Source organism: Streptomyces sp. NPDC051561, assembly GCF_044454195.1.
In the GTDB taxonomy this organism is placed as follows: Bacteria; Actinomycetota; Actinomycetes; order Streptomycetales; family Streptomycetaceae; genus Streptomyces.
Genome location: NZ_JBITDM010000001.1, coordinates 143,599 through 168,487, shown reverse-complemented (window position 1 = coordinate 168,487; position 24,889 = coordinate 143,599). Strand labels below are relative to the sequence as shown.

The following is a 24,889-nucleotide window of genomic DNA, read 5'->3' as shown; positions in this document are numbered from 1 at the left end:
AAAGAGAACGCAAGGGGGAACGGTGCCGGAGAAGGGCCGAGTCACAGGGCAGGGCCACACCGCGCGGCGGGACCGCACCGCGTGGCAGGACCGCATTCCAGGGGGCCGTGACGGACGCCGGCTGCTCGCCGTCTCCCTCGTGGACAAGACGGGATCCGGGCTCTGGGCGGGCACCGCCGCCCTCTACTTCACATACGTCGCGGGCCTCTCGGTCGCCCAGGTCGGCCTGCTCCTCGCGATATCCGCCGGCGTCGGCATCGCGGGCGCGCCCCTCGCGGGCCGCTTGGCGGACCGATTCCTCGTCACCCACGTCCTCGTCGCCACCCAACTGCTGCGCGCCCTGGGCTCCGCCGCCCTGCTGCTCACCGACGAGTTCACCCTCCTGCTCGCCTTCGCCGCCGCCACCAGCCTCGGAGACCGCGCCACCAGCGTCCTCACCAAACTCTTCGCGGCCCGCGTCTCCGGCCCCCACCGGGTGCGCTTCCAGGCCGTCAACCGCACCGTCGTCAACGTCGGCTTCGCCATCGGAGGCCTCGCCGCCGCGGGCGCCCTCGCGATCGGCAGCACCGCCGCCTATCAGGCCCTGGTCGTCGGCAACGCCCTCTCCAGTCTCTGCGCCGCCGTGGTCGTCTCGCGCTGCGCCGAGCCCGCCCGCCCCTCCCGGGTCGTCACCTCCTCCGCCGCCGAGGAGTCCGTGCCCGTCTCCCGCTCCGGCCCCTGGCGCGACCGTACGTACCTCCTCTACACCGCGAGCGAAGCGGTTCTCTTCCTCGATGACGTGATCTTCTCCGTGGGCCTGCCGCTCTGGATCATCCACGCCACCGACGCCCCGCACGGCCTCGCCCCGCTGCTCCTGGTCCTCAACAACGTGCTGGTCGTGGCCTTCCAGGTGCCGATGGCCAAGCTCGCCCCGGACACCCGGGCCGCCCGCCGGCTCCTTCTCCCGCTGGCCGGGGCCTTCGTGGTGGGAACCGTCGCCCTCGCCGCCTCCGCCGCCGCCGGGACCTGGACCGCCGTGGCCGCCCTGATCCTCGCGGCCACCGCCCTCACCTGCGCCGAGATGCTCCACGCGACGCTCTCCTGGGAGCTCTCCGTCGTGCTGGCCGCCGACGACGCCCAAGGTGCCTATCTCGGGGTCCACGGACTGGCCGTGTCCGTGCAGCGCAGTCTCGGCCCGCTCGTCGTCTCGGCCACCCTCGCCGCGGGCCCGCTGGGATGGCTCGGCCTGGGAGCGGCCCTCACCGCCGCCTCGCTCGCCCAGTACCGCCTGACCCGCGACCGCCTCGCCGGTCCGGCACTGCCGGTACCCCCGGTTGCCGCCGGCGGGCAATGACCGGCCGCACTCGTGGCGGGGTGGGCCGGCTGACGTTCCGGTTAATAGTTAGGAAGGTTTCACAACACTCTTGACGCCACCTGTGGAGCCCCCTAGCTTTCACGCCAGGAACACGCGCCCACCCCACACTTGGAGCCCGTGATGCAAAGATCACTCCGATCTGTCATGCCCATGACCGCCGGTTCTCTCGCGGCTGTCCTTCTCGCACTGACCAGCCCCACCTCGGCGTCCGCCGCCGGGTCCGACTCCTCCGCCCGGGGGGCGCAGGCGATCAACGGCCCCCTCAAGGTCTGCGGCACCCAGCTCTGTGACGCCGACGGAAAAGCCGTCCAGCTCAACGGGATGAGCACGCACGGCACCCAGTGGTACCCGAAGTGCGTCACCAGCAAGTCGGTCGGCGCCCTCGCCACCGACTGGCGCGCCGACGTCCTGCGCATCTCCACCTACGTCCAGGACGGGGGATACGAGGACGACCCGGCCAAATTCACCGCCCGCGCGATGAAGTTCGTCGACATGGCCCACGCCCAGGGCATGTACGCGATCATCGACTGGCACATGCTGGAGCCGGGCGACCCGCAGTTCAACCTGGAGCGCGCCAAGACCTTCTTCACCGCCATGGCGAAGAAGTACAAGGACCACCCCGGCGTGCTCTACGAGATAGCCAACGAGCCGTCCGGCGTCAGCTGGTCCCGCGTCAAGTCGTACGCGGAGAAGATCATCCCGGTCATCCGCGCCCAGGACCCCGACTCGGTGATCCTGGTCGGAACCCGCGCGTGGTCGTCGTTCGGCGTCTCCGAGGACGCGGACGAGTCGGAGGTCGTGAACAACCCGGTACGGGCCTCGAACATCATGTACACGTTCCACTTCTACGCGGCCTCGCACCGCGAGGAGTACCTGTCGGCCCTCGACCGGGCCTCCGACCGACTGCCGGTCTTCGTCACCGAGTTCGGCACCCAGAACTACGAGGGCGAGGGGGCCAACGACTTCGCGATGGCGCAGAAGTACCTCGACCTCATGAAGCGCAAGAAGATCTCGTGGGTCAACTGGAACTACTCCGACGACGAGCGCTCGGGCGCCGTCTTCAAGGAGGGCGTCTGCGACACCGACGACAAGTGGACGGGCACTTCGGTGCTCAAGGAGGCCGGAGTCTGGATCCGCAACCGCATCCGCGAGTGAGACGCGGGGACGGTTCTACGTCCAACTCCCCGTCCGGCCAACCCGACTGACGTACTGGCAGAAGACCTGCCTGCCTCACCCTCCACCTGACGGCGGCTTGGCGCGGTGCCCCATTTCACGGGCATGACGCGCTCAGTGAGAGCTCTGACCCGGCCGCCGTCCCGCCGCCCCTCCCTGCACCCGGGGCGGCGGCCAGCCCCACCATCCAGCTCTCGCCACCCCCACGCCAGGGAGTCCAGGTATGCGCCTGAACGTCTCAGCCCCTTTCCCGCAGCCCCACGGCAGACGACACCCCACCCTCCTCCTCACACTCGCCGCCGTGTTCGCACTCGTCGGCGGACTGCTGCTCGCCTCCTCCGGATCGGCCGGGGCCGCAGCCGACCCGGTCGTCTCGACCGGGAAACCCGCCACCGCCTCCTCCACCGAGTCCTCGTCGTACGGCGCGGGCAACGCCTTCGACGGCGACCCCGCCACCCGCTGGGCCAGCGCCGAGGGCGTCGACCCGCAGTGGATCCAGGTCGATCTCGGGGCCACCGCCACCGTCTCCCGGCTCAAGCTGACCTGGGAGGACGCCTACGCCAAGGCGTACCGCGTCGAGACCTCGGCAGACGGCACGACCTGGACGAAGATCGCTGAGGAGACGGCCGGCAACGGCGGCACCGACGACCTGACCGGCCTCACCGGCAAGGGCCGTTACCTCCGGGTGTACGGCACCACGCGTGGCACCTCGTACGGCTACTCGCTCTTCGACGCCGAGGTGTACGGCACCCTCGACGAGGGACCGCCGCCCACCGGTGCCTTCACGGTGGTCGCCGTCGGTGACATCGCCGCCCAGTGCACGGCCTCCAGCAGCAGCTGCGCCCACCCCAAGACCGCGGCGCTCGCCCAGCGGATCAACCCGAAGTTCTACCTGACGATGGGCGACAACCAGTACGACGACGCCCGCCTCTCCGACTTCCGCGACTACTACGACAAGACCTGGGGCGCCTTCAAGGCCAAGACCCGCCCGGTCCCCGGAAACCACGAGACCTACGACCCGGCCGGCTCCCTCTCCGGGTACAAGTCCTACTTCGGCTCCATCGCCTACCCGCAGGGCAAGAGCTACTACAGCTACAACGAGGGCAACTGGCACTTCATCGCCCTCGACTCCAACTCCTTCGACAAGACCGAGCAGATCAACTGGCTGAAGGCCGACCTCGCCGCCAACAGCAAGAAGTGCATCGCCGCCTACTTCCACCACCCGCTCTACTCCTCCGGCGGGCACGGCAACCAGCCGGTCTCCAAGCCGGTGTGGAAGCTCCTGTACGGCGCCAAGACCGACGTCGTACTCGGCGGACACGACCACCACTACGAGCGGTTCGCCCCGCAGAACGCCGACGGCAAGGCGACTTCCGACGGCATCGTCGAGATCGTCGGCGGCATGGGCGGCGCCGAACCGTACGCCATCGAGGAGATCCAGCCCAACAGTCAGAAGCGCATCAGCGGCCCGTACGGCGTGCTGAAGATGGACTTCACGGACAACGGCTACAGCTGGACCTACGTCGGCACCGACAACCAGGTCAAGGACACCAGCCCGAAGTACAGCTGCCACTGATGTACCTGGCCGCCAACGGCCGCCCGGACGCGCCGCCCCGCCCCGCAGGGGTGCGGCGGCGCGTCCCCGGTACCGTCCTCGCACTCGGCACGGTCAGCCTCGTCACCGACATCTCCTCCGAGATGGTCACGGCCGTACTGCCGCTCTACCTCGTCCTGGGGCTCGGCCTCTCACCCCTCCAATTCGGTTTCCTGGACGGCCTGTTCAATGGTGCGACCGCCCTCGTGCGGCTCCTCGGCGGGCGTCTCGCCGACCGCGGCGGCCACCACAAACGGGTCGCCGGAGCCGGCTATCTGCTCTCCGCCCTCTCCCGCCTCGGCCTGCTGCTGGCAGGCGGCGGTGCCGGGGGAATCGCCGCCGCGCTCGCCGCCGACCGCCTCGGCAAGGGCATCCGCACCGCACCGCGCGACGCCCTGATCTCCCTCAGCGGCCCGCCCGAGACCCTCGGCCGCTCCTTCGGCGTACACCGCGCCATGGACACCACGGGCGCCCTGCTCGGCCCGCTCGTCGCCTTCGCCGTCCTGTGGGCCACCGCCGACGCCTACGACGCGGTGTTCGTCGTCAGCTTCTGCGCGGGCCTGCTCGGCGTGCTGCTGCTCATCCTGTACGTCCCCAACGCCTCCGGCCCGCCCACGCCCAAGCCCCGCGCCACCGCCGGGCCCGACGCGAGCATCACCAAGCCCGACGCGAGCATCGCCAGGCCGGACGAGAGCCCCGCCAAGCCCGAACCGCACAAGCCGCTTCGTGACCCCGCCTTCCGGCGCATCCTGTACGCGGCCTGTCTGCTCGGGGCCGCCACCATCGGCGACGCCTTCCTCTACCTGCTGCTCCAGCGCGGCCTCGACCTCCCTCCCACCCTTTTCCCGCTGCTGCCGCTCGGTGCCGCCGCCGGCTATCTGCTGCTCGCCGTTCCGGCGGGACGGATCGCCGACCGGATGGGGCGCCGGGTGCCGTTCCTGCTCGGACACGCCGCCCTGCTCGGCGCGTACACCGTGCTGCTCGCCCCCGTCTCCTGGGCCGGCCTGGTGGCCGTACTGGCGCTGCTGGGGATCTTCTACGCCGCCACCGACGGCGTACTGATGGCACTGGCCGGCCCCGTGCTGCCCGCGCACGGACGGGCGAGCGGGTTCGCGATCCTGCAGACCGGCCAGGCACTGGCCCGGCTGGTGGGCGCCGCCGGATTCGGGGCGGCCTGGACGTTCTGGGGGCAGGGGCCCGCGCTGCTGGTGGCGGCGTGTGCGCTGGCCGCGGCGCTGCTCGCCGCCCGGCGGGTCCTGTCCACCGGGGGTGCCACCCCGGCCGCCACCCCGCCCCCGCCCTCTCCCACCCCGGAGGCCTCATGAACCCCCGCGCCCGGCAGCTCCATATCGTCCTGGTCATCGCCGCGGTGCTCCTCCTCGGCGGCGGCTCCCTGGGCTACGTACTGCACGCCCGGCAGCGTGAAGTGCCGGCTCAACAGGCCGACGCGGACGCCTCGTTCACCCTCGCCGAACCAGGACTGTACTTCCGAGACGCGGCCACCGGACGGGTCGTACGCCAACCGGGCCGCCAGGCGCCGCGGGTGAACGGCGGCCCCTCCTGCGACCGGTTCTACGCGGCGGGGGAGCGCGCCCTGTGTCTGCGTAAACTTCCCGGCGTACCCGCCCGCACCGAGGCACTCGTGCTCGACCGGCGGATGCGGCAGATCCGCAGGGTGATCGTCGCTGGCATCCCCAACCGGGCCCGCGTATCCGCCTCGGGCCAACTCCTGTCCTGGACCACGTTCGCCACCGGCGACTCCTACGCGACCTCGGCCTTCTCCACCCGTACGGCCATCCTGAATCTGCGCACCGGCGACCTGGTCAAGTCGATCGAAGAGATCCCGCTGACCATCGACGGCACCCGCTACCACGCCCCCGACGTCAACTTCTGGGGCGTGACCTTCGCCCGCGACGACAACCGCTTCTACGCCACCGTCTCCTCCAAGGGCAGCACCCACCTGGTCCAGGGCGACCTGCGCAAGTGGTCCGCCAAGGCGCTGCGCACCAACGTCGAATGTCCCTCCCTCTCCCCGGACAACACCCGCCTCGCGTTCAAGAAGAAGGTCTCGGACCACCCCCAGGCCCCCTGGCGGCTCCACGTCCTCGACCTCGCCACCCTCAAGGAACACCCCCTGGCCGAAGCCCGCAGCGTCGACGACCAGGCCGCCTGGCTGGACGACACGACCGTCGGCTACGCCCTGCCGGGCAGCGACGGCCGCAAGAGCGACATCTGGACGGCCCCCGCCGACGGCTCCGGCACCCCTCGCCTCATCGTCCGGGGCGGGTCCTCCCCGGTGGCGGTGCGCTGACCCGGCGGAACCGACGGACCCGGCAGACCCAGCAGACCTGACGGACCCGACTGGCAGGGCTTCCACCCGGCGGGAGAGCGCCGCGTCCGTCGACCCCGCGCGATCAGTCCTGGGTGAGCCAGCCGAGCCGTTGCGCGTAGCTGCCCGCCTGGAAGCGGCTCTGGGCGCCCAGCTCGGTCAGCATGCTGGTGACGTGGCGGCGGTAGGTGGTCACCGAGACGGACAGGCGTTTCGCGGCCACCTCGTCCTTGATGCCGGAGGCCAGCAGGCGCAGTACGTTGCGGCGCAGGTCCTCGCGGGTGTCGTCGAGTTCGCGGACCGGGCCGAGGACCGGGCGGGCCACTTCCCAGATGCTCTGCCACGTCCCGTACAGCACGCGTACCAGTGCCGGGTCCTGGAAGGTGACGGCCGCGCTGCCCTGTTCCTCGGACTCGTCGCTGACGACGGCCGTCGCGACGTCGAAGATGATCATCTTGTTGGGGACGGTGCTCACCGTGCGTATCTGCGCGCCGAGTTCGAGCATCTCCTCCACATGTTCCCGGACGTAGGGGTGGGCGAGAACGGAGTGCGGGTACAGGGTGCGCATCACCACCCCACGGTTGATGACGTCAGCGGTCCTGGGCTTTCCCTCGGCGAGCGCTTCGGGTGACGGCAACTGCGGGTAGGCGGCGACGACTTCCTTCTGGACGGTGTACGAGAGATGCTCCAGCAGGTTCTGCACGCTGTCGCGCAGCACCAGGTGCTCGATGGGGGACTTGACGACCCGGTTCTGCCAGGACTCCTCGAAGACCGTCTTCATCGACATCACCCGGCTGCTGACCTCGTCGGCCTGCCGGTGCAGCTGCTGTATCTGGGTGTTGATGGGGCCGGTGAGGTTGGCGGCGGCGACGTCCGGGTTGCTGGGGAGGTACGTCGTCCGGCCGGCCGGACGGTCGCAGGTGTCGTCGGTGGCGGGCCGCAGCAGGTGCAGATCCATCAGGTCGGCGACTGCCCTGCCCACCTCGTCCTGGGAGCGGCCGAGCTCGCGCGCCATGTCGTCGGGCACGCACTGGCCGCGCTCAAGTGCGAGCCGGTAGAGCTGTACCTGGAGTTCGTCGAGGGGCGGAAGGCGGCGGGAAGAGGTCACAGGCTTACGCCTTTCTCGTGAGGAAGCGTGCTGTCGCGGTGACGGGAACTCGTCACGGACTTGTGGTCACCCGGATTCCGTGGCCTCCGGAGGCTTTGTCGGACAAGATCGTGGCGTACGAGCACGAGGCAGGGGCACCCCAAGTTCCTGCTGCCCCCCATTCGGTGAGCTTTTCGAAAGGTGCTGTTCATGAGCAACGCTGTTGTCGCCGCTTCCCCCCGCACGGTCCTTTCCTCTGTCGCGCCCCTTTGTGCGGCAAGGACGGCCGCAATGCAGAGCGACATCATCTGGGCCGCTGAGCACTGAGTCGAGTGAAAGAGCGGAACACGGGCACATTCCGGCACGTGGTGCCGGTTCCCGGACTCCGGACACCAGGGAAGACATTTACCGGGAATTGACTCTCCGGGTGGTCGGCCCGAACCGCCCTGCGGAAGTGAATCCGTAGTCGGCGAGATGTCTGGGCCACCGTGAGCGGAACGGTAATCCACCAGCTCACCTCCCCCTGTCCGGCAGACGCGACAAGCTCGCGCGCCGCATGATCATAACGTCTGGCCAGATTCTGGCCGCCTTCTTCCGATGCTTGTCCGAAAGGAGGCCGGGATTTCCTTCGAGGGTTTTCCGAAATCCCCGGAAGTCCCGGCTCCGCGGACACTTCCGCATGCCTCAGTTCTTCGCATTCGCCAAGGCATGCCCTTTTCCCGATGACGGTCCGACGCACTGTCGCGCCGTGCGGGAACAAATAAGCACACATCGCGCACAAGCAGGGACGAAACGAGATATGCGAAATTTCCTCTCGCTCAATGACATATGCGCCGATGAAGCGCGGGAGTTGGTCGACCGCGCCGTCGAGTTCGCGCGCGTCGGCGACCGCCGGGCACCGCGCAGTCTGGCCGGACACCCGGTGGGGATCTACTTCAGCAAGACCTCCACGCGCACCCGCTCCTCATTCTGGGCCGGAGCCACCCGGCTCGGCGCGGACGTCATCACCTACGGCCCGGACGATTTGCAGTTGAACACGGGGGAGACCCGCGAGGACACCGCCCGCGTCCTTGGTCAATACCTCGACGCCCTGGTCATCCGTACCAACGGCGATGTTGGCGAGATGCGAGCGCTCGGTTCCAGCCCCGACCTCGCCGTGGTCAACGCGCTCAGCCTCGACGAGCACCCCACCCAGGCCGTCGCCGACTTCGCCACCCTCGCCGAGCACTTCGGCGACCTCGACGGCAAGCACCTCCTGTACGTCGGCGAGGGAAACAGCTCCGCCGCCGCCCTCGCCCTGCTCACCGCCCTCACCCCCGGCTTCAAGCTGTCGGTGCTGTGCCCCGAGGGTTACGGCCTGCCGCCGGAGATCCTCGCCCGCGTCGAGCAACTCGGCGGCGGCAAGGCCCTGGTCACCCACCATCAGCACATCGACGAACTCGACGCCCCGGCCGACGCGGTCTACACCGCGCGCTGGCAGACCATGGGCGTCGAGAAGGCGGACCCGAACTGGCTGCGCGCCTTCGACGGCTTCCGGGTCGACCGGGACTTCTTCGCCAAGGTCACGGGGCCGAACGCGGTGTTCCTGCACGACCTGCCCGCCATCCGGGGCCAGGAGGTCACCGACGACATGCTCGACGGCCCCGAGAGCCTCGCCTGGCGTCAGGCGTACCACAAGATGACCGCAGCCATGTCCGTCCTGGAGTGGTGCGTGGTGGGCGGCGCGCAGTGAGCAGTGCCGTCGACGGAGCAGCGGGACCGGCGGCCGTCGAGGCGGCCCCCGGCGTGCGGGCCGGGGCCGGCTCCGCGCAGGCGCTCCGCGCCACCGAAAGCGCGCTGATGGCCGCCCTGGACGGCGTCGACCGCAACGACGTGCTCGGCGAGGCGCACGTGGCGGCCCTGGAGGTCGCGCTGCACGTACTGCGCGCCGACCGGCTGGCCGCCCACGACCACGAGGCCAGCACCGCACTGCTGCACCGGGCCCTGGAGTCGGCACGTGCCCTGGTCGTGGTGACCGGGATGGCCGTCACCCGCGACCGGGACGTCCGCAGCAGGGGCGTGGGCGGCGGCAACGTCCGTACGGGGGAGACGCGTGGCCACGACGGCCGCGGCGCCGACGCCCGCGGCTGACCCGCCGTCCCCGACTCGTCCCGAGAACAGCAGAGTTCCCCCACCGCGGACCTCCCCGCCGGGTGCGGGCGCACGTTCCCCACGTACTGAACGGAAGTGGAAACGACGATGGCGACGAACCCCTTCGACGATCCCGACGGCACGTACCAGGTCCTGGTCAACGACGAGGGCCAGCACTCGCTGTGGCCCGCCGCCCAGGACGCCCCGGCGGGCTGGACCGTGGCCCTGGCCGCCACCTCCAAGCAGGCCTGCACGGACCACATCGAGAGCCACTGGACCGATCTGCGCCCCCGCTCCGTCGCCGAGGCGATGGCCCGTGCCGAGACCGGAGGCAGGTCATGACCGCCACCACCGCCGACGGGGCGCCCACCACCGTCGTCACCCGGGGCACCCCGGCTCCCGGCCCGATGAGCATCGCCAAGTACGCCCCGTACGAGCCGATCGGCCTCGCCGACCGCAACTGGCCCGGCAAGCGCGTCGAACGCGCCCCGCTGTGGGCCAGCGTCGACCTGCGCGACGGCAACCAGGCCCTCATCGACCCGATGACCCTGGAACGCAAGCGCACCATGTTCGACCTGCTGGTCCGGCTCGGCTTCAAGGAGATCGAGGTCGGCTACCCGACCGCGTCCCGCGACGACCACGACTTCGTACGCCATCTGATCGACACCGACGCCATCCCCGAGGACGTCGTCGTCCAGGTGATGACCCCGGTCATCGGCGACTTCATCGAACGCACCGTCGCCTCGCTCGCCGGCGCCCGCCGCGCCGTCCTCCAGGTCTTCAACCCGACCTCGGAGATCCAGCGCAGACTCGTCTTCCGCAAGAGCCGCGCCGAGGTCAAGGCGATGGCCCTGGCCGGCGCCGCACAGGCGCTGCGCCTCCAGGACTCGCTGCCGGGCACCGAGATCCTCCTCCAGTACGCCCCGGAGTCCTTCACCCAGACCGAACCGGACTACGCCCTGGAGATCTGCAACGAGGTCCTCGACTTCTGGGCCCCGCGCGCCCGGCACACCCTTGCCGTGAACCTGCCGGCGACGGTCGAGGTCTACCCTCCGCAGGAGTTCGCCGACCGCATCGAGTACATGAGCCGCAACCTCGCCCACCGCGAGCGGGTGATGCTCTCGGTCCACCCGCACAACGACCGGGGCAGCGGGGTCGCCGCGGCCGAGATGGCCGTCATGGCGGGCGCCGACCGCGTCGAGGGCACCCTCTTCGGCAACGGCGAGCGCACCGGCAACGTCTGCCTGGTCACCCTCGCGATGAACCTCTTCTCCCAGGGCGTCGACCCCATGCTCGACCTGCGCGACCTCGACGGCGTGAGGCGTGTGGTCGAGGAGTGCAACCTGATGCCGGTCTCGCACCGCCACCCCTGGGCGGGCGACTTCGTCTACACCTCCTTCGCCGGCACCCACCAGGACGCCATCGCCAAGGGTCTCAAGGCGCGCGGCGACGCCTCCGACTCCCCGTGGGACGTGCCCTACCTGCCGATCGACCCGCGCGACATCGGCCGCGACTACCAGGCGCTCATCCGCATCAACAGCCAGTCCGGCAAGGGCGGCATCGCCCATCTGCTGCGCGCCGAACGCGGGGTGGAGATGCCCCGCAGGCTCCAGATCGACTTCGCCGCGGCCATGCAGCGGGTCACCGAGACCCGCGAGGGCGAGATCACGGCCGCCGAACTCTGGCAGCACTTCGACCAGCGCTACATCCAGCCAGGGACGGACGAGTCGTTCCCGCAGAGTGCCGACGGCGCGCTGGGCGGCGAGCTGGGCCTGGAGCGCGGCGGTGACCTTGACGGTGCGTCAGACGGTGTGCCCGTTACCGGCCTTCACGAGCTGGCCGTGCGGTTGCTGCTGGCGTACGGAGTCCAGGGCGAGGTCCGCGAGCTGGTGACCGGGCGGGCCGGATCCGACGGAGAGTCGGACAGCGCGTGCTGCGAGGTCGTCGCCGAGGGCCGCTCGTGCTGGGGCTTCGGACTGGCCGCGGCGTCCGCGCCCGCGGTCGCCGCCGCCGTGCGCTCGGCGGTCAGCCAGCTCCGCAAGGAGGGCGTCGCAGCCACCGCCGAGGAGATACCCCGATGACCGTCCTGCCCGCCACCTCCAGCACCACCGGCCCCACCGCCGTCGGCCCCCGCACCCTCGCCGACCGGCTCTGGGACAGCCACGTCGTCGTACCGGCCGAGGCCGAGGATCCCGACCTGCTCTACGTCGATCTGCACCTCACCCACGAGGCGACCTCCCCGCAGGCCTTCGACGGGCTCCGGCTCGCCCAACGCACCCTACGGCAGCCCGAGTTGACGCTCGCCCTGGAGGACCACAACGTCCCCACCGACTCCCTCGTGCTGTCCGACCCGGTGGGCCGCACCCAGATCGAGACCCTGCGGCGCAACAGTGACGACTTCGGCGTCGAGCTGTACTCGCTGGGCCACCGCCGCCAGGGCATCGTGCATGTGGTCGGGCCCCAGCTCGGTCTTGTGCTGCCCGGCATGTCGGTGGTCTGCGGCGACAGCCACACCTCCACGCACGGCGCCTTCGGCGCGCTCGCCTTCGGCGTCGGCACCAGCGACGTCGAACACGTGCTGGCCACCCAGTGCCTGGAGGTGCGCAGGCCCCGCGTGATGGCCGTCGACCTCACCGGCACGCTGCCGGAGGGTGTCGGCGCCAAGGACCTCGCCCTCGCGGTGATCGCCCGCATCGGCACCAACGGCGCCCAGGGGCACATGGTCGAGTACCGGGGCGAGGCCGTCCGCGAACTCTCCATGGAAGCCCGGATGACGCTCTGCAACATGAGCATCGAGGCGGGCGCACGGGCCGGTCTGGTCGCCCCCGACGAGACCACCTTCAGCTACCTCAAGGGGCTGCCGTACGCCCCGGTGGGCGACCAGTGGGACGAGGCGCTCGCGTACTGGCGGACCCTGCGCAGCGACGACGACGCCGAGTTCGACCGCACCGTCACCCTCGATGTGTCGACCCTGACCCCCCTGGTGACCTGGGGAACCAACCCCTCCCAGGTCGCCCCGGTGGGCAGCGTCGTGCCCTCGCCCGAGGAGTTCGACGACCCGCAGGAGCGGGCCGCCGCCGAACAGGCGCTCGCGTATATGGACCTCGCCCCGGGCACCGTCCTGCGCGACGTCGCGGTGGACGTGGTCTTCCTCGGCTCCTGCACCAACGGCCGCATCGAGGACCTGCGGTCGGCCGCAGGTGTCCTGAAGGGCCGTCAAGTGGCGGACAGTACGCGCCTGTTGGTCGTCCCGGGCTCCATGGAGGTGCGCGAACAGGCCGAACAGGAGGGTCTGGACCGGGTGTTCACCGACGCCGGGGCCGAATGGCGGCTGCCCGGCTGCTCGATCTGCCTGGGCATGAACACCGACCGGCTGCTCGGCCCGCAGCGCTGCGCCTCCACCTCCAACCGCAACTTCGAGGGCCGGCAGGGCGCCACCGCCCGCACCCACCTCGTCTCGCCCGCCGTCGCCGCCGCGACAGCGGTGACAGGCCGGCTCACCGCCCCAGCCGACCTGCCGGCCGCCGATCTGCCGACCGCTGACCTGCCGGCCGCCGTAATCGAGGCGCCCGGCGCATCCGCCGCGCCCGTCGGTCCGGCCGCCACCGGCCGGGCCCCGAGGAACGGAGAGACTCCGTGGAACCGTTGATCACGCACACCGGGCGAGCGGTCGCTCTGCGCCGCGACCACGTCGACACCGACCAGATCGTCCCCGGCGAGTTCTGCAAGCGCGTCGTCAAGTCGGGTTACCAGGACGCCCTGTTCGCCCGCTGGCGGGCGCAGCCCGGCTTCGTGCTCGACCAGCCCGCCGCCCAAGGCGCCTCGGTCCTGTTGGCGGGGGAGTCCTTCGGCGTGGGCAGCTCCCGCGAACACGCGGTGTGGGCCCTGCGGGACGGTGGATTCACCGCGGTGGTCGCCACCGGTTTCGGCGACATCTTCCGCCGCAACGCCTGGAACAACGCCCTGGTCCCGGTCGACCTCCCCGTCGACGTCGTACGGGAGCTGATGGACCTGGCGGAATCACCGCAGGGCCTGACCGTCACCGTCGACCTGCGGGAGTGCGAACTGCGCGCGGACGGCCGCGCCTGGAACTTCCCGGCGGACGGCCGCTCGCGCCGACTGCTGCTGGAGGGTCTGGACGTGATCGAGGCGACGCTACGGCGCACCCCGCTCATCGAGGAGTACGAACGCACCCGCCCGGCCTGGCTGCCCCGCATCCCCCGAGGCGTCTTCGACGCGCGGACAGCGGCACACCCGGCGGCCCCCGAGACGGCGGACGTGGCCCGGTGACCCACCCCGACCCCCAGCACACCGGTACCCGCGCGAGCACGGACGGAGACCCCCGCGCGTCCACGGCCACCGACACCCGCGCGACGACGCACGGGCGCAGCGGCACCCCCGAGCCCTTCGCCGCCACTCCCGCCACCCGCGTCGGCCACCTCCCCGGCGGCGGGCTCGCCGCCCTGCTCTCCGCGGGCCTCCCCGCCGACCTGGTCAACCTCGCCATGGGCACCCCGGAGTTCCCGGCCACCCCGGCGCCCCTCGTCGACGCGGCGCACGCCGCGCTGCGGGCCGGCGCCCACCAGTACACCGATCCGTCCGGCCTGCCAGCCCTGCGTGCCCGGATCGCCGCAGGGCTGCCCGGCTCCCCCGACCCGGCGGACGAGATCACCGTCACCGTCGGCGGCAGCGAGGGACTGTGCGTCGCCCTGCTCACCGTCGTCGACCCCGGCGACGAAGTGATCGTGCTGGAACCGTTCTACGAGAACTTCCTCAGCGCCATCGCCATGGCCCAGGGCGTCCCGGTCCGCGTCCCCCTGCGGGGCAGGCACTGGCTGCCCGACCCGGACGAACTCGCCGCCGCCTTCGGCCCCCGCACCCGCGCCCTCATCCTCAACAGCCCCGCCAACCCCACCGGCACCGTCCTGGACCGCGACCTGCTGCACCTCGTCGCGGAACTCTGCGAAAAGTGGAACGTCACCGTCGTCTCCGACGAGGTGTACGCGCCCTTCGTGTACGACGACGGCTCCACCGGCACTCAGGCGGGCACCCACACGGGCACCGGCGTGAGCGCCCTGGCCCGGCACTGCTCGGTCGCGGAGATCCCCGGCCTCGCCGACCGCTCCATGGTCATCGGCAGCCTCTCCAAGAGCCATGCGGTCAGCGGCTGGCGCATCGGGTTCCTGCGGGCCCGCCCGCACTGGACCCGGCTGCTTCGCCAGGTCCATGTGGCCACCACCGCGGGCGCGCCCACGCCGCTCCAGCACGCCGCCGCCTCCATGGAGCTGTTCGGTGACGACGTGCGCGGGACCGCCGTGGCGATGCGCGAACGCCGCGACCTTGCCGTGGCGCTGCTGCGCGAGTCCGGCTTCACCTGCGAGCCCCCGCGCGGCGGCTGCTACGTGATGGCCGGAATTCGCGAGCTGACCACCCTGGACAGCCCCGACTTCGTACGGGAACTGATGAACCGGACCGGAGTTCTGATGGCCCCGGCGACCGCCTTCTACGCCGACCCCCGGGACGGCGCGGGACACGTCCGGGTCGCTTTCAACCGGACCACCGACACCCTGGAGGCCGCCAGGAAGCGCCTGAGCGTCCTCGCGGCATCGACCCCGCCGGGTTCCGACTCCGCGCAAGATCTGTCGACTTGGGGTGGTCATGCCGCAGCCGCCCACTGACCAGCCGCCCGCAGACCAGGCGTCCACTGGCCGGCCGCCCGCAGTCCAGGCGTCCGCAGTCCAGGCATCCACTGGCCGACCGCCCCGCGCCACCAGCGTGCCGCTGACCCTGCCCGCCCCGGCCGCCCACCGCCTGACCGAACTCCTCGCCGGCCGCGCGCCGCGGGAGTTCTGCGCGGACATCCTGGCCACGCTCAGCACCGCGCTGACCGGCGACGCGGCCACCCTGGCGGCGACGGGCCTGGTGCTGACCCGCAGCGCGGACGGCACCGGGTACGCGCTCGGCCACCGGACCGACCGGGTGGTGCCCGCGGCGGCGGACGGGCTCGCCGTACGGCTGTCCCGGATGCTCACCGCGCTGGCCGACCACGGCCCCGACGACCCCGGGGGCCTGGCGCGCGGCGCCCGCACCGCCCAGGAGTCGCTGCCGGAACTCTTCGCCCGCCAGGCCGCCCGTACCCCCGACGCCCCTGCCGTCACCAGTGGCCGCGACACCCTGACGTACCGAGAACTGGACGAAGCGGCCAACCGCCTGGCCCGGCTGCTGATCGCCCGGGGCGTCCGCGCCGAACGCCTGGTGGCGGTCTCGCTGCGCCGCTCGGTGCGGCTCGCCGTCGCCCTGCTCGCCGTCCTCAAGACCGGTGGGGCATACGTTCCGGTGGACCCGGAGTACCCGGCGGAACGCGCCGCGCTGATCCTCGGCGACGCCGCCCCGGTCCTCCTGCTGACCGACACGTCGACGCCCGACGGAACGCGGAACGCGCCCGGTCCCGACGCGGCCGACCCGGCCGCGACCGGCCCTACCAAGTCCGGCCCCACACAGTCCGGTCCCGCCGCACCCACCGGGCGGCGGCCTGCCCCCACCGAGCGCCTGCTCCTCGACGCCCCCTCCGTCACCGCCCTCCTCGCCCGCACGGAAGCGGGCCCCGTCACCGACGCCGACCGCGCCCTCCCGCTGTCCCTCGACCACCCCGCGTACGTCATCTACACCTCGGGCTCGACCGGCCGCCCCAAGGGTGTCGTCGTCGAACACCGTTCTGTCGGCGCCTACCTGGAGCAGGCGCGGCTGCGCTACCCGGACGCCGCGGGCACCTCGCTGGTGAGCACTTCCTACGCCTTCGACCTCACGGTCACCGCCCTCTACACCCCCCTGACCGGCGGCGGCCACGTACACCTGGAAGCCCTGGGGGAGACGCGCACAACCGCATCCGGTCCCACGGCCGTGGGACCCGCGCCCGTGCGCCCCACCTTCATGAAGGTGACGCCGTCCCATCTCGCCCTGCTGCGCGACCTTCCCGCCGGGGTCTCCCCGTCCGGCACCCTCGTCGTGGGCGGCGAGGCCCTCCTCGGCGAGGCGATCGCCCCCTGGCGCGCCGCCCACCCCGGGGCCCGGGTGGTCAACGCCTACGGGCCGACCGAGGCGACCGTGAACTGCGCCGACTTCCACCTGCCGCCCGGCGCCCCCGCCCCGTCCGGGCCCGTCCCGGTCGGCCGGCCGTTCTGGCTGACCCGGATGTACGTCCTGGACGCCCGCCTGGAGCAGGTCGCGCCGGGCACACCGGGGGAGCTGTACGTGGCCGGGGTCGTCCTGGCGCGCGGCTACCTGGCGCGTCCGGCGCTCACCGCCGAACGCTTCGTCGCCGACCCCTTCGGCCCGCCCGGCAGCCGCATGTACCGCACCGGAGACCTGGCGCGGTGGACCGCGGGGGGCGACCTCGAATTCGTCGGCCGCGCCGACGAGCAGGTCAAACTGCGCGGTTACCGCATCGAGCCCGGCGAGATCGAGTCCGCGCTGACCGTGCTGCCCGGCATCGCCCAGGCCGCCGTGGTCGTCCGCGAGGACCGGCCCGGCGACCAGCGCCTCGTCGCCTACCTGGTGCCGGACGCCGGTGAAACCCCGCCCGCACAGCGCGAGTTGGCCGCTCAGCTCGCCGGGACGCTCCCCGGTCACATGGTCCCCTCCGCGTTCGTGACGCTGGAGTGCCTGCCGCTGACCCCGAACGGGAAACTGGACCGCCGCGCCCTGCCGAAACCCACCGCCGACACCACCGCCCGCGCTCCCCGCACCCCGGTGGAGACCCGGCTCTGCGCCCTCTTCGCCGAGGTGCTGGGCGTGGAGTCGGTCGGCATCGACGACCACTTCTTCCGGCTCGGCGGGCACTCCCTGCTCGCCACCCGCCTCATCGGCCGCATCCGCACCAGGGTCGCCCCTCTGACGGCGCTGCCCGAACTGTCGGTCAAGACCCTCTTCGACCACCCCACCGTGGCCGAACTCGCCGGACACCTGGCCGGACCCACGGCCGGGCCCCCAGGAAGCGCACTCCCCGCGCGCCCGAGACTGCGGCCCATGCGCCGGACGGGAGCAACCTCGTGATCCCCCTCTCCTACACCCAGCAGCGACTGTGGTTCCTCGCCCAGCTCGAAGGGCCCTCCGCGACGTACCACATCCCCCGGGCGATCCGGCTCGGCGGCACACTCGACCGCGCCGCCCTGTCGGCGGCCCTGGTCGATGTGACGGCCCGGCACGAGGTGCTGCGCACCACCTTCCCCGACCGGGACGGGGTGCCCCACCAGCACGTCCACCCCATCGACGAGGTCGCCTTCCCGCTGGAGCCGCTGCCCGCCACCGAGGAGTCGCTGCCCGCACTGCTGGCCGGACACGCGGAGCTGCCCTTCGCGCTGGAGAATGAACTGCCGTTGCGAGCAGCTCTGTTCACGCTCGCCGCCGACGACCACGTACTGCTGCTGGTGACACACCACATCGCGTCCGACGGCTGGTCGGCCGGGCCGCTGATGCGGGACCTCTCCCTCGCCTACGGGAGGCGCGCCCAGGGGCTCGCCCCGGACTGGGAGGAGCTGCCGGTCCAGTACGCCGACTACGCGCTGTGGCAGCGGGAACTGCTCGACGACGAGTCCGGCGCAGGGCCGCTCGGCCGTCAACTCGCTCACTGGCGCACGGTGTTGTCCGGCCTTCCGGAGGAGACCGTGCTGCCGGCCGACCGGGCCAGGCCCGCCGTCGCCTCCTACCGGGGAGCCCTGCTCACCCGGACCCTGCCGGCGCGGCGGCACCAGGCGCTGCACGCCCTCGCCCGGGACAACGACGTCACCTTCTTCACCGTCGCCCACGCCGCGCTGTGCACCCTGCTCGCCCGCTCCGGCGCGGGCACCGACCTGCCGGTCGGCACCGTGGTCGCCGGGCGCGACGAGGAGGACCTGGAGGACCTGGTCGGGTTCTTCATCAATACGCTGGTGCTGCGCGCGGACGCCTCGGGCAACCCCACCTTCCGGGAACTGCTGGCCCGGATCCGTGACGTCGACCTGGAGGCCTGGGCCCACCAGGAAGTCCCCTTCGCCCGCCTCGTGGAGGAGCTGAACCCGGAGCGCACCGCCGCCCGGCACCCGCTGTTCCAGGTGATGCTCACCGTCGGCGACGCCGCCGAGGTGCCGCCGCGGCTCCCCGGGCTGCGGGCCTCCGCACAGACGGTGCCGCTTCCGATCGCCAAGTTCGACATCACCTTCAACTTCTACGAGCGGCGCACCGCGGACGGGACGCCCGACGGACTGGACCTCACCGCGCAGTACGCCACCGACCTGTACGACGAGGCGACCGTGGCCCGCGCCCTGGACCGCCTGGTCCGCATCCTCACCGCCGTGCCCGACGACCCCGGTCTCCCGCTGCACGGAATCGACCTGCTGAGCGCCGAGGAGCGCCACCGGCTCCTGGTGACCTACAACGACACGGCCGACGACACGCTCCACGGCATGACCCCCGCCACACTGCCCGCCCTGTTCGCCGCACAGGTGGCCCGCACCCCCGACGCGGTCGCCCTCGTCGCGCCGTACACCTCACTGACGTACCGTCAACTCGACGAGCAGTCCAACGTGTTGGCGCGCCACCTGCTGGCGCTCGGGCTCGCCCCGGAGGCCACGGTCGGCCTGCACTTCACCCGCTCGTGGAACTACACCGTCGCCCTGCTGGCCGTCCTCAAGGCGGGTGCCTGCTATCTGCCGCTGGACCCGCGGCAACCCGCGCACCGCCTCCAGCACATGATCGACGACACCCGCACGGCGTTCGTGCTGACCAACCAGCCGCAGCACCCCTTCACCACCGTCCCCGTCCGCCACATCGACGCCCTGACCGCCGACGGCCCGGACCTCGCCACGTGCGACACCACCGCGCCCGACGTGCTCGTGCACCCGCACCAGAGCGCCTACACGATGTACACCTCCGGCTCCACCGGCACCCCCAAGGGCATCGCCGCCACCCACCACAACGTGGCCGAACTCGCCCTGGACCCCTGCTGGGACAACGGCCGGCACCGCACCGTGCTCTCCTACTCGCCGCCGGCCTTCGACTCCCACACCTACGAACTGTGGGTGCCGCTGCTGCACGGCGGGACCACGGTCGTCCTCACCGACGAGAAGATCGACCCCGCCGCCCTGGAACGCGCGATCCGCACCCACGGCATCACCGCGATGTACCTCACCACCGCGCTCTTCGACGTGATGACCCAGGAGGCCCCGGACGGGCTGGCGGAGCTCCGGGAGATCTGGACCGGTGGCGACGTCCTCCAGATCACCGCCCTGCGCACCCTGCTGGAACGCCCCGTGCACCCCGCCGTCAGCCATGTGTACGGGCCGACGGAGACCACCGTCTTCTGCAGCTACCAGTACTTCGGCCCCGAACGGCACACCGCCGACGCGCTCGACCTCGGCATACCGATGGCGAACACCGCCATGTACGTCCTGGACGCCCACCTCGGGCTCGCCCTGCCCGGTGTGGTCGGTGAACTGTGGGTGGCGGGCAGCCACCTGGCGCGCGGTTACGTCGGCCGGCCCGCGCTGACCGCCGAGCGTTTCGTGGCCGACCCCTACGGTCCGCCGGGCAGCCGGATGTACCGCACCGGTGACCTGGTCAGGTGGACACCCGACGACGAGATCGAGTTCGTCGGACGGGCGGACCAGCAGGTCAAGCTGCGGGGTTTTCGCATCGAGCCCGGGGAGATCGAGTCGGCGCTGACCTCCCTGCCGTCGGTGGCGCAGGCCGCCGTCGTCGTACGGGAGGACCAGCCGGGCGACAAACGGCTCGTCGCCTACCTCGTCGTACAGCCCGGCCAACGCGAGCCGGAACAAGGAGAGTTGACGGACGCGCTCGCCGCGACGCTGCCCGCGTACATGATCCCCTCCGCGTTCGTGGCGCTGGAGCGCCTGCCGCTGACCCACAACGGCAAACTGGACCGCCGCGCCCTGCCGAAGCCCACGGCCGTCACCACCGCCCGCGCCCCCCGCACCCCGGTCGAGGAGCAGCTCTGCGCGCTCTTCGCCGAAACCCTCGGTCTGGAGTCCGTCGGCATCGACGACCACTTCTTCCGGCTCGGCGGCCACTCCCTGCTCGCCACCCGCCTGATCAGCCGCATCCGCGGCCGCGTCGGCGCGGACCTCTCGGTCAAGACCCTCTTCGAGCACCCCACCGTGGCGGAACTGGCCGGGCAGGTGGGCGCCGCCCGCCCCGCCCGCCCCAAGCTGCGCCCGATGCGCCGGACCGGAGCGACCTCGTGATCTCCCTCTCGTACACCCAGCAGCGGCTCTGGTTCCTCGCCCAGCTCGAAGGACCCTCCGCCACCTACCACATACCGCTCGCCCTGACCCTGCGCGGCCCGCTGGACCGCGCCGCCCTCGCGGCGGCGCTCACCGATGTGGCCGGCCGCCACGAAGTGCTGCGCACCGTCTTCCCCGAGCACGAGGGCACCCCCCACCAGGACGTCCGGCCGCCGGGTGAGGCGCTCTTCCCGCTGGAGCCGCACCCCGCCACCACGGACACCCTCCCCGCGCTGCTGGCCGCCCGCTCCGCCGAACCCTTCGACCTGTCGCGCGAACTCCCCATGCGCGCACACCTGTTCAGGAGGGACACGGACGACCACGTACTCCTGCTGGTCCTGCACCACATCGCGTCCGACGGTGGATCCGTCAAGCCCCTGCTGCACGACCTGTCCACCGCCTACCGGCAGCGCACCCGGGGCCTGGCACCGGACTGGGAGGAACTGCCGGTCCAGTACGCCGACTACACGCTGTGGCAGAAGGAAATCCTCGACGACACCGGTGAGGACGGCATCGCCGGGCAGCAACTCGCCTACTGGCGCGAGACGCTGGCCGGACTCCCCGACGAGGTCACCCTGCCGCTGGACCGGCCGCGCCCCGCCCTCGCCCGCTACCGGGGCGCCTCCGTCACCCGTACCGCCCCCGCCGAGGTGCACCGCGCCCTGCACCGGCTCGCGCGGGACAGCAGCACCACCTTCTTCACCGTCGCCCACGCCGCCCTGTGCGCCCTGCTCACCCGCACCGGCGCGGGCACCGATCTGCCGCTGGGCACCGCCGTCGCGGGCCGCACCGACGAGGCACTGGAGGACCTGGTCGGGTTCTTCATCAACACCCTGGTGCTGCGCACCGACACCACCGGCGACCCCGCCTTCCGCGAACTCCTCGCCCGCACCAGGGACGTCGACCTGGCGGCCCTGTCCCACCAGGACATACCGCTGGACCGGCTCGTCGAGGAGCTCAACCCCGAACGGTCCGCCGCCCGCCACCCGCTGTGCCAGCTCGCGCTGACCGTCGAGGACGCCGCCCGCCCCACCGGCACGCTCGGCGACCTCGGCCTGACCGCGGAGATCGTGGCGCTGCCCGTCGCCAAGTTCGACATCAGCTTCCACTTCTACGAGCGCCGCACCCCGGACGGCACCCCCGACGGACTGGACCTCACCGCCCAGTACGCCACCGACCTCTACGACGAGGCGACCATCGGCCGCACCCTGGACCGTCTGGCCCGCATCCTGGCCGCCGTCGCCGCCGACCCGGACGTCCGCCTGCACGGCATCGACATCCTGTCCGCCGGCGAACGCGCCCGGCTGCTCGCCGCGCACATCAACCCCACCCCGGCGCCCCCACCCGCCCCGCTCACCGCCCTGTTCGAGGCCCAGGCGGCCCGCACCCCCGACGCCCCGGCCCTGATGACACCGGGCCGCGCCCTCACCTACCGGCAGCTCGACGAGCGAAGCAACGCCCTCGCCCACCGGCTGGCCGCCCGTGGCGTCGGCCGGGAAACCCCCGTCGGCCTGCACTTCAGCCGCTCCCCGGAATACGTCATCACCCTGCTCGCCGTCGCCAAGGCCGGTGGCTGCTACCTCCCGCTCGACCCCCAGCAGCCCCCGCACCGCCTCCAGCACATGCTGGAGGACACCGGCGCCGCACTGATCGTCACCAACCAGCCGCAGCACCCCTTCACCACCGGAGCGACGACGGTCCTGTCCTTCGCCGCCCTGACCGCCGAGGGCGGCCCCACCGCCCCGCTCCCCACCACGGTCCACGCCCACCAGGCGCTCTACACCATGTACACCTCCGGCTCGACCGGCACCCCCAAGGGCATCACCACCACCCACCACAACGTGGCGGCCCGCGCCCTGCACTCCGGTTTCGCCCGCTCCGCCCCCGGCCGGGCGCTCCTGCTGTCCTCGCTGTCCTTCGACGGCTCCTCCCAGGAACTCTGGCCCCCGCTGCTCACCGGCGGCGCCGTCGTCGTCCTGCCCGAGGGTGGTATCGACGCCGACCGCCTGCGCGAGGTCATCGAGGAATGCGGGGTCACCAGCGCGGTCCTCACCACCGCACTGTTCAACCTCCTCGCGGAGGAGGGCCGTTCGGTGCTCTCCCTGCTGCGGTACGTCGTCACCGGGGGCGAGGCTGCCTCCTCGCCCGCGATGCGCCAGGCGTCCGCGCACTGCCCCGGTACCACCGTCTTCCACGTGTACGGGCCCACCGAGACCACCACCTGCTGCACCACCCACACCGTGCGCAAGCCCTACGACTACCGGGGCCCGGTACCCATCGGCCGCCCCATGGACGGCACCGGCCTCTACGTCCTGGACCGGGCGCTGCAACTCGTACCGGCCGGCACGGCGGGCGAGCTGTACGTCTCCGGGGCCGGCCTGGCGCGCGGTTACGTCGGCCGGCCAGCCCTGACCGCCGAGCGTTTCGTGGCCGACCCCTACGGTCCGCCGGGCAGCCGGATGTACCGCACCGGTGACCTGGTCAGGTGGACACCCGACGACGAGATCGAGTTCGTCGGACGGGCGGACCAGCAGGTCAAGCTGCGGGGTTTTCGCATCGAGTCCGGGGAGATCGAGTCGGCGCTGACCTCCCTGCCGTCGGTGGCGCAGGCCGCCGTCGTCGTACGGGAGGACCAGCCGGGCGACAAACGGCTCGTCGCCTACCTCGTCCCGGCCACCGGTCACCCGCCCACCGCCCACGACGCACTGGCCGAGGCGCTCGGCGGCGCCCTGCCCGAGTACATGATCCCGTCCGCCTTCGTGACGCTGACGGAACTTCCGCTCACCCCCAACCGCAAGCTCGACCGGCGCGCCCTGCCCCGCCCCACCACGGACAGCTCCGCACGGCGCGCCCCCCGCACCCCCGTCGAGGAACAGCTCTGCGCGCTCTTCGCCGACACTCTCGGGGTGGAGTCCGTCGGCATCGACGACCACTTCTTCCGGCTCGGCGGCCACTCCCTCCTTGCCACCCGCCTCATCAGCCGCATCCGCACCACCTGGACGGGCCGTCCGATCGGCATCGGCGACCTCTTCCGCACCCCCACCGTCGCCGGCCTCGCCGCCCGCCTCACCGACGGCGACCCGGCCGCCGCGACGGCGTACCCCACCGACCCCACGACGGGCCCCGGCCCGGAGGGCGACCCCATGAACAGCCTGCTGCCGATCCGCCCGGCGGGTGCCACCGACGTCCCGCCCCTGTTCTGCGTCCATCCCGTCATCGGCATGAGCTGGTGCTATGCGGGCCTGGTCCGCCACCTGCCCGCCGACCGGCCGCTGTACGGCCTCCAGTCCCGCCACCTCACCGAACCCGACCACCTCCCCGCGAGCGTGGAGGAGATCGCCGCCGACTACCTCGACCGCATCCGGGCCGTCCAGCCGCACGGCCCGTACCACCTCCTCGGCTGGTCCTTCGGCGGCCTGGTGGTGCACGCCCTCGCCCGGCAACTGCGTGACCTCGGCGAAGAGGTGGCCCTGCTCGCCCTCCTCGACTCCTACCCGCGCCCCCCGAGGTCCGAGGTGCCCGAGGTCACCGAGACCGACGTCCTGGTCGGCCTCCTCGGCGAGAGCGGCCGGGAACTGGCCGGGCCCACCCGGGGCGACGGCCTGGACGTCACCCGCCTGACCGGCCTGGTCCGCAGACACGACTCCACACTGGGCGCACTCACCGAGGAGGAGACCCGTGCCGTCCTGGAGGCCACCATCCGCCACGTCGCGATCAGCTGGACCTACCGGCCCGCCGAACCCTACGAGGGCGACCTGCTGTTCTTCAGCGCCCGCCGCAGCCCGACCGGCCGCAGCGGCGCCGAGGCCTGGGCCCCGTACCTGCGGGGTGCCGTCGAGTCGTACGAAGTGGACTGCACCCACGCGGACATGACCGCACCCGAACCTCTGAAGCACATGGGCCAGATCCTGGCGAAGAAGCTGTGAGGCACGCGAGGGGGCCGCGC

At 72.0% G+C, this 24,889-nt stretch carries 16 protein-coding genes; 15 read left to right on the top strand and 1 reads right to left on the bottom strand.

Annotation, left to right across the window (positions count from 1 at the left end; all coding sequences use genetic code 11):
* Nucleotides 1-22 precede the first annotated feature (22 nt).
* The 5 genes from ACIA73_RS00670 (at nucleotide 23) to ACIA73_RS00650 (ending at nucleotide 6,432) form a co-directional block, all read left to right on the top strand.
* Nucleotides 23-1,333 carry an MFS transporter gene (locus ACIA73_RS00670; protein WP_399436028.1) on the top strand — a complete coding sequence of 437 codons (1,311 nt, stop codon included), beginning with the start codon at nucleotides 23-25 and terminating at the stop codon, nucleotides 1,331-1,333.
* 171 nt (nucleotides 1,334-1,504) lie between these two features.
* Complete coding sequence (locus tag ACIA73_RS00665) at nucleotides 1,505-2,509, top strand: glycoside hydrolase family 5 protein (RefSeq protein ID WP_399436027.1); 1,005 nt, start codon at nucleotides 1,505-1,507, stop codon at nucleotides 2,507-2,509.
* A 319-nt stretch (nucleotides 2,510-2,828) separates the two neighbouring features.
* Nucleotides 2,829-4,103, top strand: a complete 1,275-nt coding sequence (locus tag ACIA73_RS00660) for a discoidin domain-containing protein (protein WP_399436026.1) — start codon at nucleotides 2,829-2,831, stop codon at nucleotides 4,101-4,103.
* Nucleotides 4,103-5,446 carry an MFS transporter gene (locus tag ACIA73_RS00655; RefSeq protein ID WP_399436025.1) on the top strand — a complete coding sequence of 448 codons (1,344 nt, stop codon included), beginning with the start codon at nucleotides 4,103-4,105 and terminating at the stop codon, nucleotides 5,444-5,446. The genes ACIA73_RS00660 and ACIA73_RS00655 overlap by 1 nt, the downstream gene beginning before the upstream one ends.
* Nucleotides 5,443-6,432 carry a TolB family protein gene (locus ACIA73_RS00650; RefSeq protein ID WP_399436024.1) on the top strand — a complete coding sequence of 330 codons (990 nt, stop codon included), beginning with the start codon at nucleotides 5,443-5,445 and terminating at the stop codon, nucleotides 6,430-6,432. Before ACIA73_RS00655 ends, ACIA73_RS00650 begins: the two co-directional genes overlap by 4 nt.
* A 103-nt stretch (nucleotides 6,433-6,535) precedes the next feature.
* On the opposite strand, the gene ACIA73_RS00645 is transcribed toward ACIA73_RS00650, so the two are convergent.
* Nucleotides 6,536-7,558: a response regulator transcription factor gene (locus tag ACIA73_RS00645; RefSeq protein ID WP_399436023.1), complete on the bottom strand. Its 1,023-nt coding sequence runs from the start codon at nucleotides 7,556-7,558 to the stop codon at nucleotides 6,536-6,538.
* A gap of 778 nt (nucleotides 7,559-8,336) precedes the next feature.
* On the opposite strand from ACIA73_RS00645, the gene ACIA73_RS00640 reads away from it, so the two are divergent.
* The 10 genes from ACIA73_RS00640 (at nucleotide 8,337) to ACIA73_RS00595 (ending at nucleotide 24,869) form a co-directional block, all read left to right on the top strand.
* Nucleotides 8,337-9,269 (top strand): ornithine carbamoyltransferase, encoded by a 933-nt coding sequence (locus tag ACIA73_RS00640; protein ID WP_399436022.1) that lies wholly within the window; start codon nucleotides 8,337-8,339, stop codon nucleotides 9,267-9,269.
* The gene (locus tag ACIA73_RS00635) at nucleotides 9,266-9,667 is read left to right on the top strand and encodes a hypothetical protein (RefSeq protein ID WP_399436021.1); all 402 of its coding nucleotides are present in this window, start codon (nucleotides 9,266-9,268) and stop codon (nucleotides 9,665-9,667) included. Before ACIA73_RS00640 ends, ACIA73_RS00635 begins: the two co-directional genes overlap by 4 nt.
* Nucleotides 9,668-9,775: 108 nt before the next feature.
* Complete coding sequence (locus ACIA73_RS00630) at nucleotides 9,776-10,009, top strand: MbtH family protein (protein ID WP_399436020.1); 234 nt, start codon at nucleotides 9,776-9,778, stop codon at nucleotides 10,007-10,009.
* Nucleotides 10,006-11,748, top strand: coding sequence for a 2-isopropylmalate synthase (locus ACIA73_RS00625; RefSeq protein WP_399436019.1), 1,743 nt, complete (start codon nucleotides 10,006-10,008; stop codon nucleotides 11,746-11,748). The genes ACIA73_RS00630 and ACIA73_RS00625 overlap by 4 nt, the downstream gene beginning before the upstream one ends.
* On the top strand, nucleotides 11,745-13,316 hold the full coding sequence (leuC, locus tag ACIA73_RS00620) for a 3-isopropylmalate dehydratase large subunit (RefSeq protein WP_399436018.1): 1,572 nt from the start codon (nucleotides 11,745-11,747) through the stop codon (nucleotides 13,314-13,316). The genes ACIA73_RS00625 and leuC overlap by 4 nt, the downstream gene beginning before the upstream one ends.
* Complete coding sequence (gene leuD, locus ACIA73_RS00615) at nucleotides 13,304-13,957, top strand: 3-isopropylmalate dehydratase small subunit (RefSeq protein ID WP_399436017.1); 654 nt, start codon at nucleotides 13,304-13,306, stop codon at nucleotides 13,955-13,957. The genes leuC and leuD overlap by 13 nt, the downstream gene beginning before the upstream one ends.
* Entirely contained in the window at nucleotides 13,954-15,345 is a 1,392-nt protein-coding gene (locus tag ACIA73_RS00610) for a pyridoxal phosphate-dependent aminotransferase (protein ID WP_399436016.1), read from the top strand. The genes leuD and ACIA73_RS00610 overlap by 4 nt, the downstream gene beginning before the upstream one ends.
* Nucleotides 15,326-17,719, top strand: coding sequence for an amino acid adenylation domain-containing protein (locus ACIA73_RS00605; RefSeq protein ID WP_399436015.1), 2,394 nt, complete (start codon nucleotides 15,326-15,328; stop codon nucleotides 17,717-17,719). The genes ACIA73_RS00610 and ACIA73_RS00605 overlap by 20 nt, the downstream gene beginning before the upstream one ends.
* On the top strand, nucleotides 17,716-20,904 hold the full coding sequence (locus ACIA73_RS00600) for an amino acid adenylation domain-containing protein (protein ID WP_399436014.1): 3,189 nt from the start codon (nucleotides 17,716-17,718) through the stop codon (nucleotides 20,902-20,904). Before ACIA73_RS00605 ends, ACIA73_RS00600 begins: the two co-directional genes overlap by 4 nt.
* Nucleotides 20,901-24,869 carry an amino acid adenylation domain-containing protein gene (locus ACIA73_RS00595; protein ID WP_399436013.1) on the top strand — a complete coding sequence of 1,323 codons (3,969 nt, stop codon included), beginning with the start codon at nucleotides 20,901-20,903 and terminating at the stop codon, nucleotides 24,867-24,869. Before ACIA73_RS00600 ends, ACIA73_RS00595 begins: the two co-directional genes overlap by 4 nt.
* Nucleotides 24,870-24,889: the final 20 nt, after the last annotated feature.

Excerpts from the sequence above, each read along its gene's own strand:
- ACIA73_RS00650 (WP_399436024.1), top strand. The coding sequence starts at position 5,443 with ATGAACCCCCGCGCCCGGCAGCTCCATATCGTCCTGGTCATCGCCGCG.
- ACIA73_RS00625 (WP_399436019.1), top strand. The coding sequence starts at position 10,006 with ATGACCGCCACCACCGCCGACGGGGCGCCCACCACCGTCGTCACCCGG.
- ACIA73_RS00640 (WP_399436022.1), top strand. The coding sequence starts at position 8,337 with ATGCGAAATTTCCTCTCGCTCAATGACATATGCGCCGATGAAGCGCGG.
- leuC (WP_399436018.1), top strand. The coding sequence starts at position 11,745 with ATGACCGTCCTGCCCGCCACCTCCAGCACCACCGGCCCCACCGCCGTC.
- ACIA73_RS00630 (WP_399436020.1), top strand. The coding sequence starts at position 9,776 with ATGGCGACGAACCCCTTCGACGATCCCGACGGCACGTACCAGGTCCTG.
- ACIA73_RS00665 (WP_399436027.1), top strand. The coding sequence starts at position 1,505 with ATGACCGCCGGTTCTCTCGCGGCTGTCCTTCTCGCACTGACCAGCCCC.
- ACIA73_RS00655 (WP_399436025.1), top strand. The coding sequence starts at position 4,103 with ATGTACCTGGCCGCCAACGGCCGCCCGGACGCGCCGCCCCGCCCCGCA.
- ACIA73_RS00605 (WP_399436015.1), top strand. The coding sequence starts at position 15,326 with ATGCCGCAGCCGCCCACTGACCAGCCGCCCGCAGACCAGGCGTCCACT.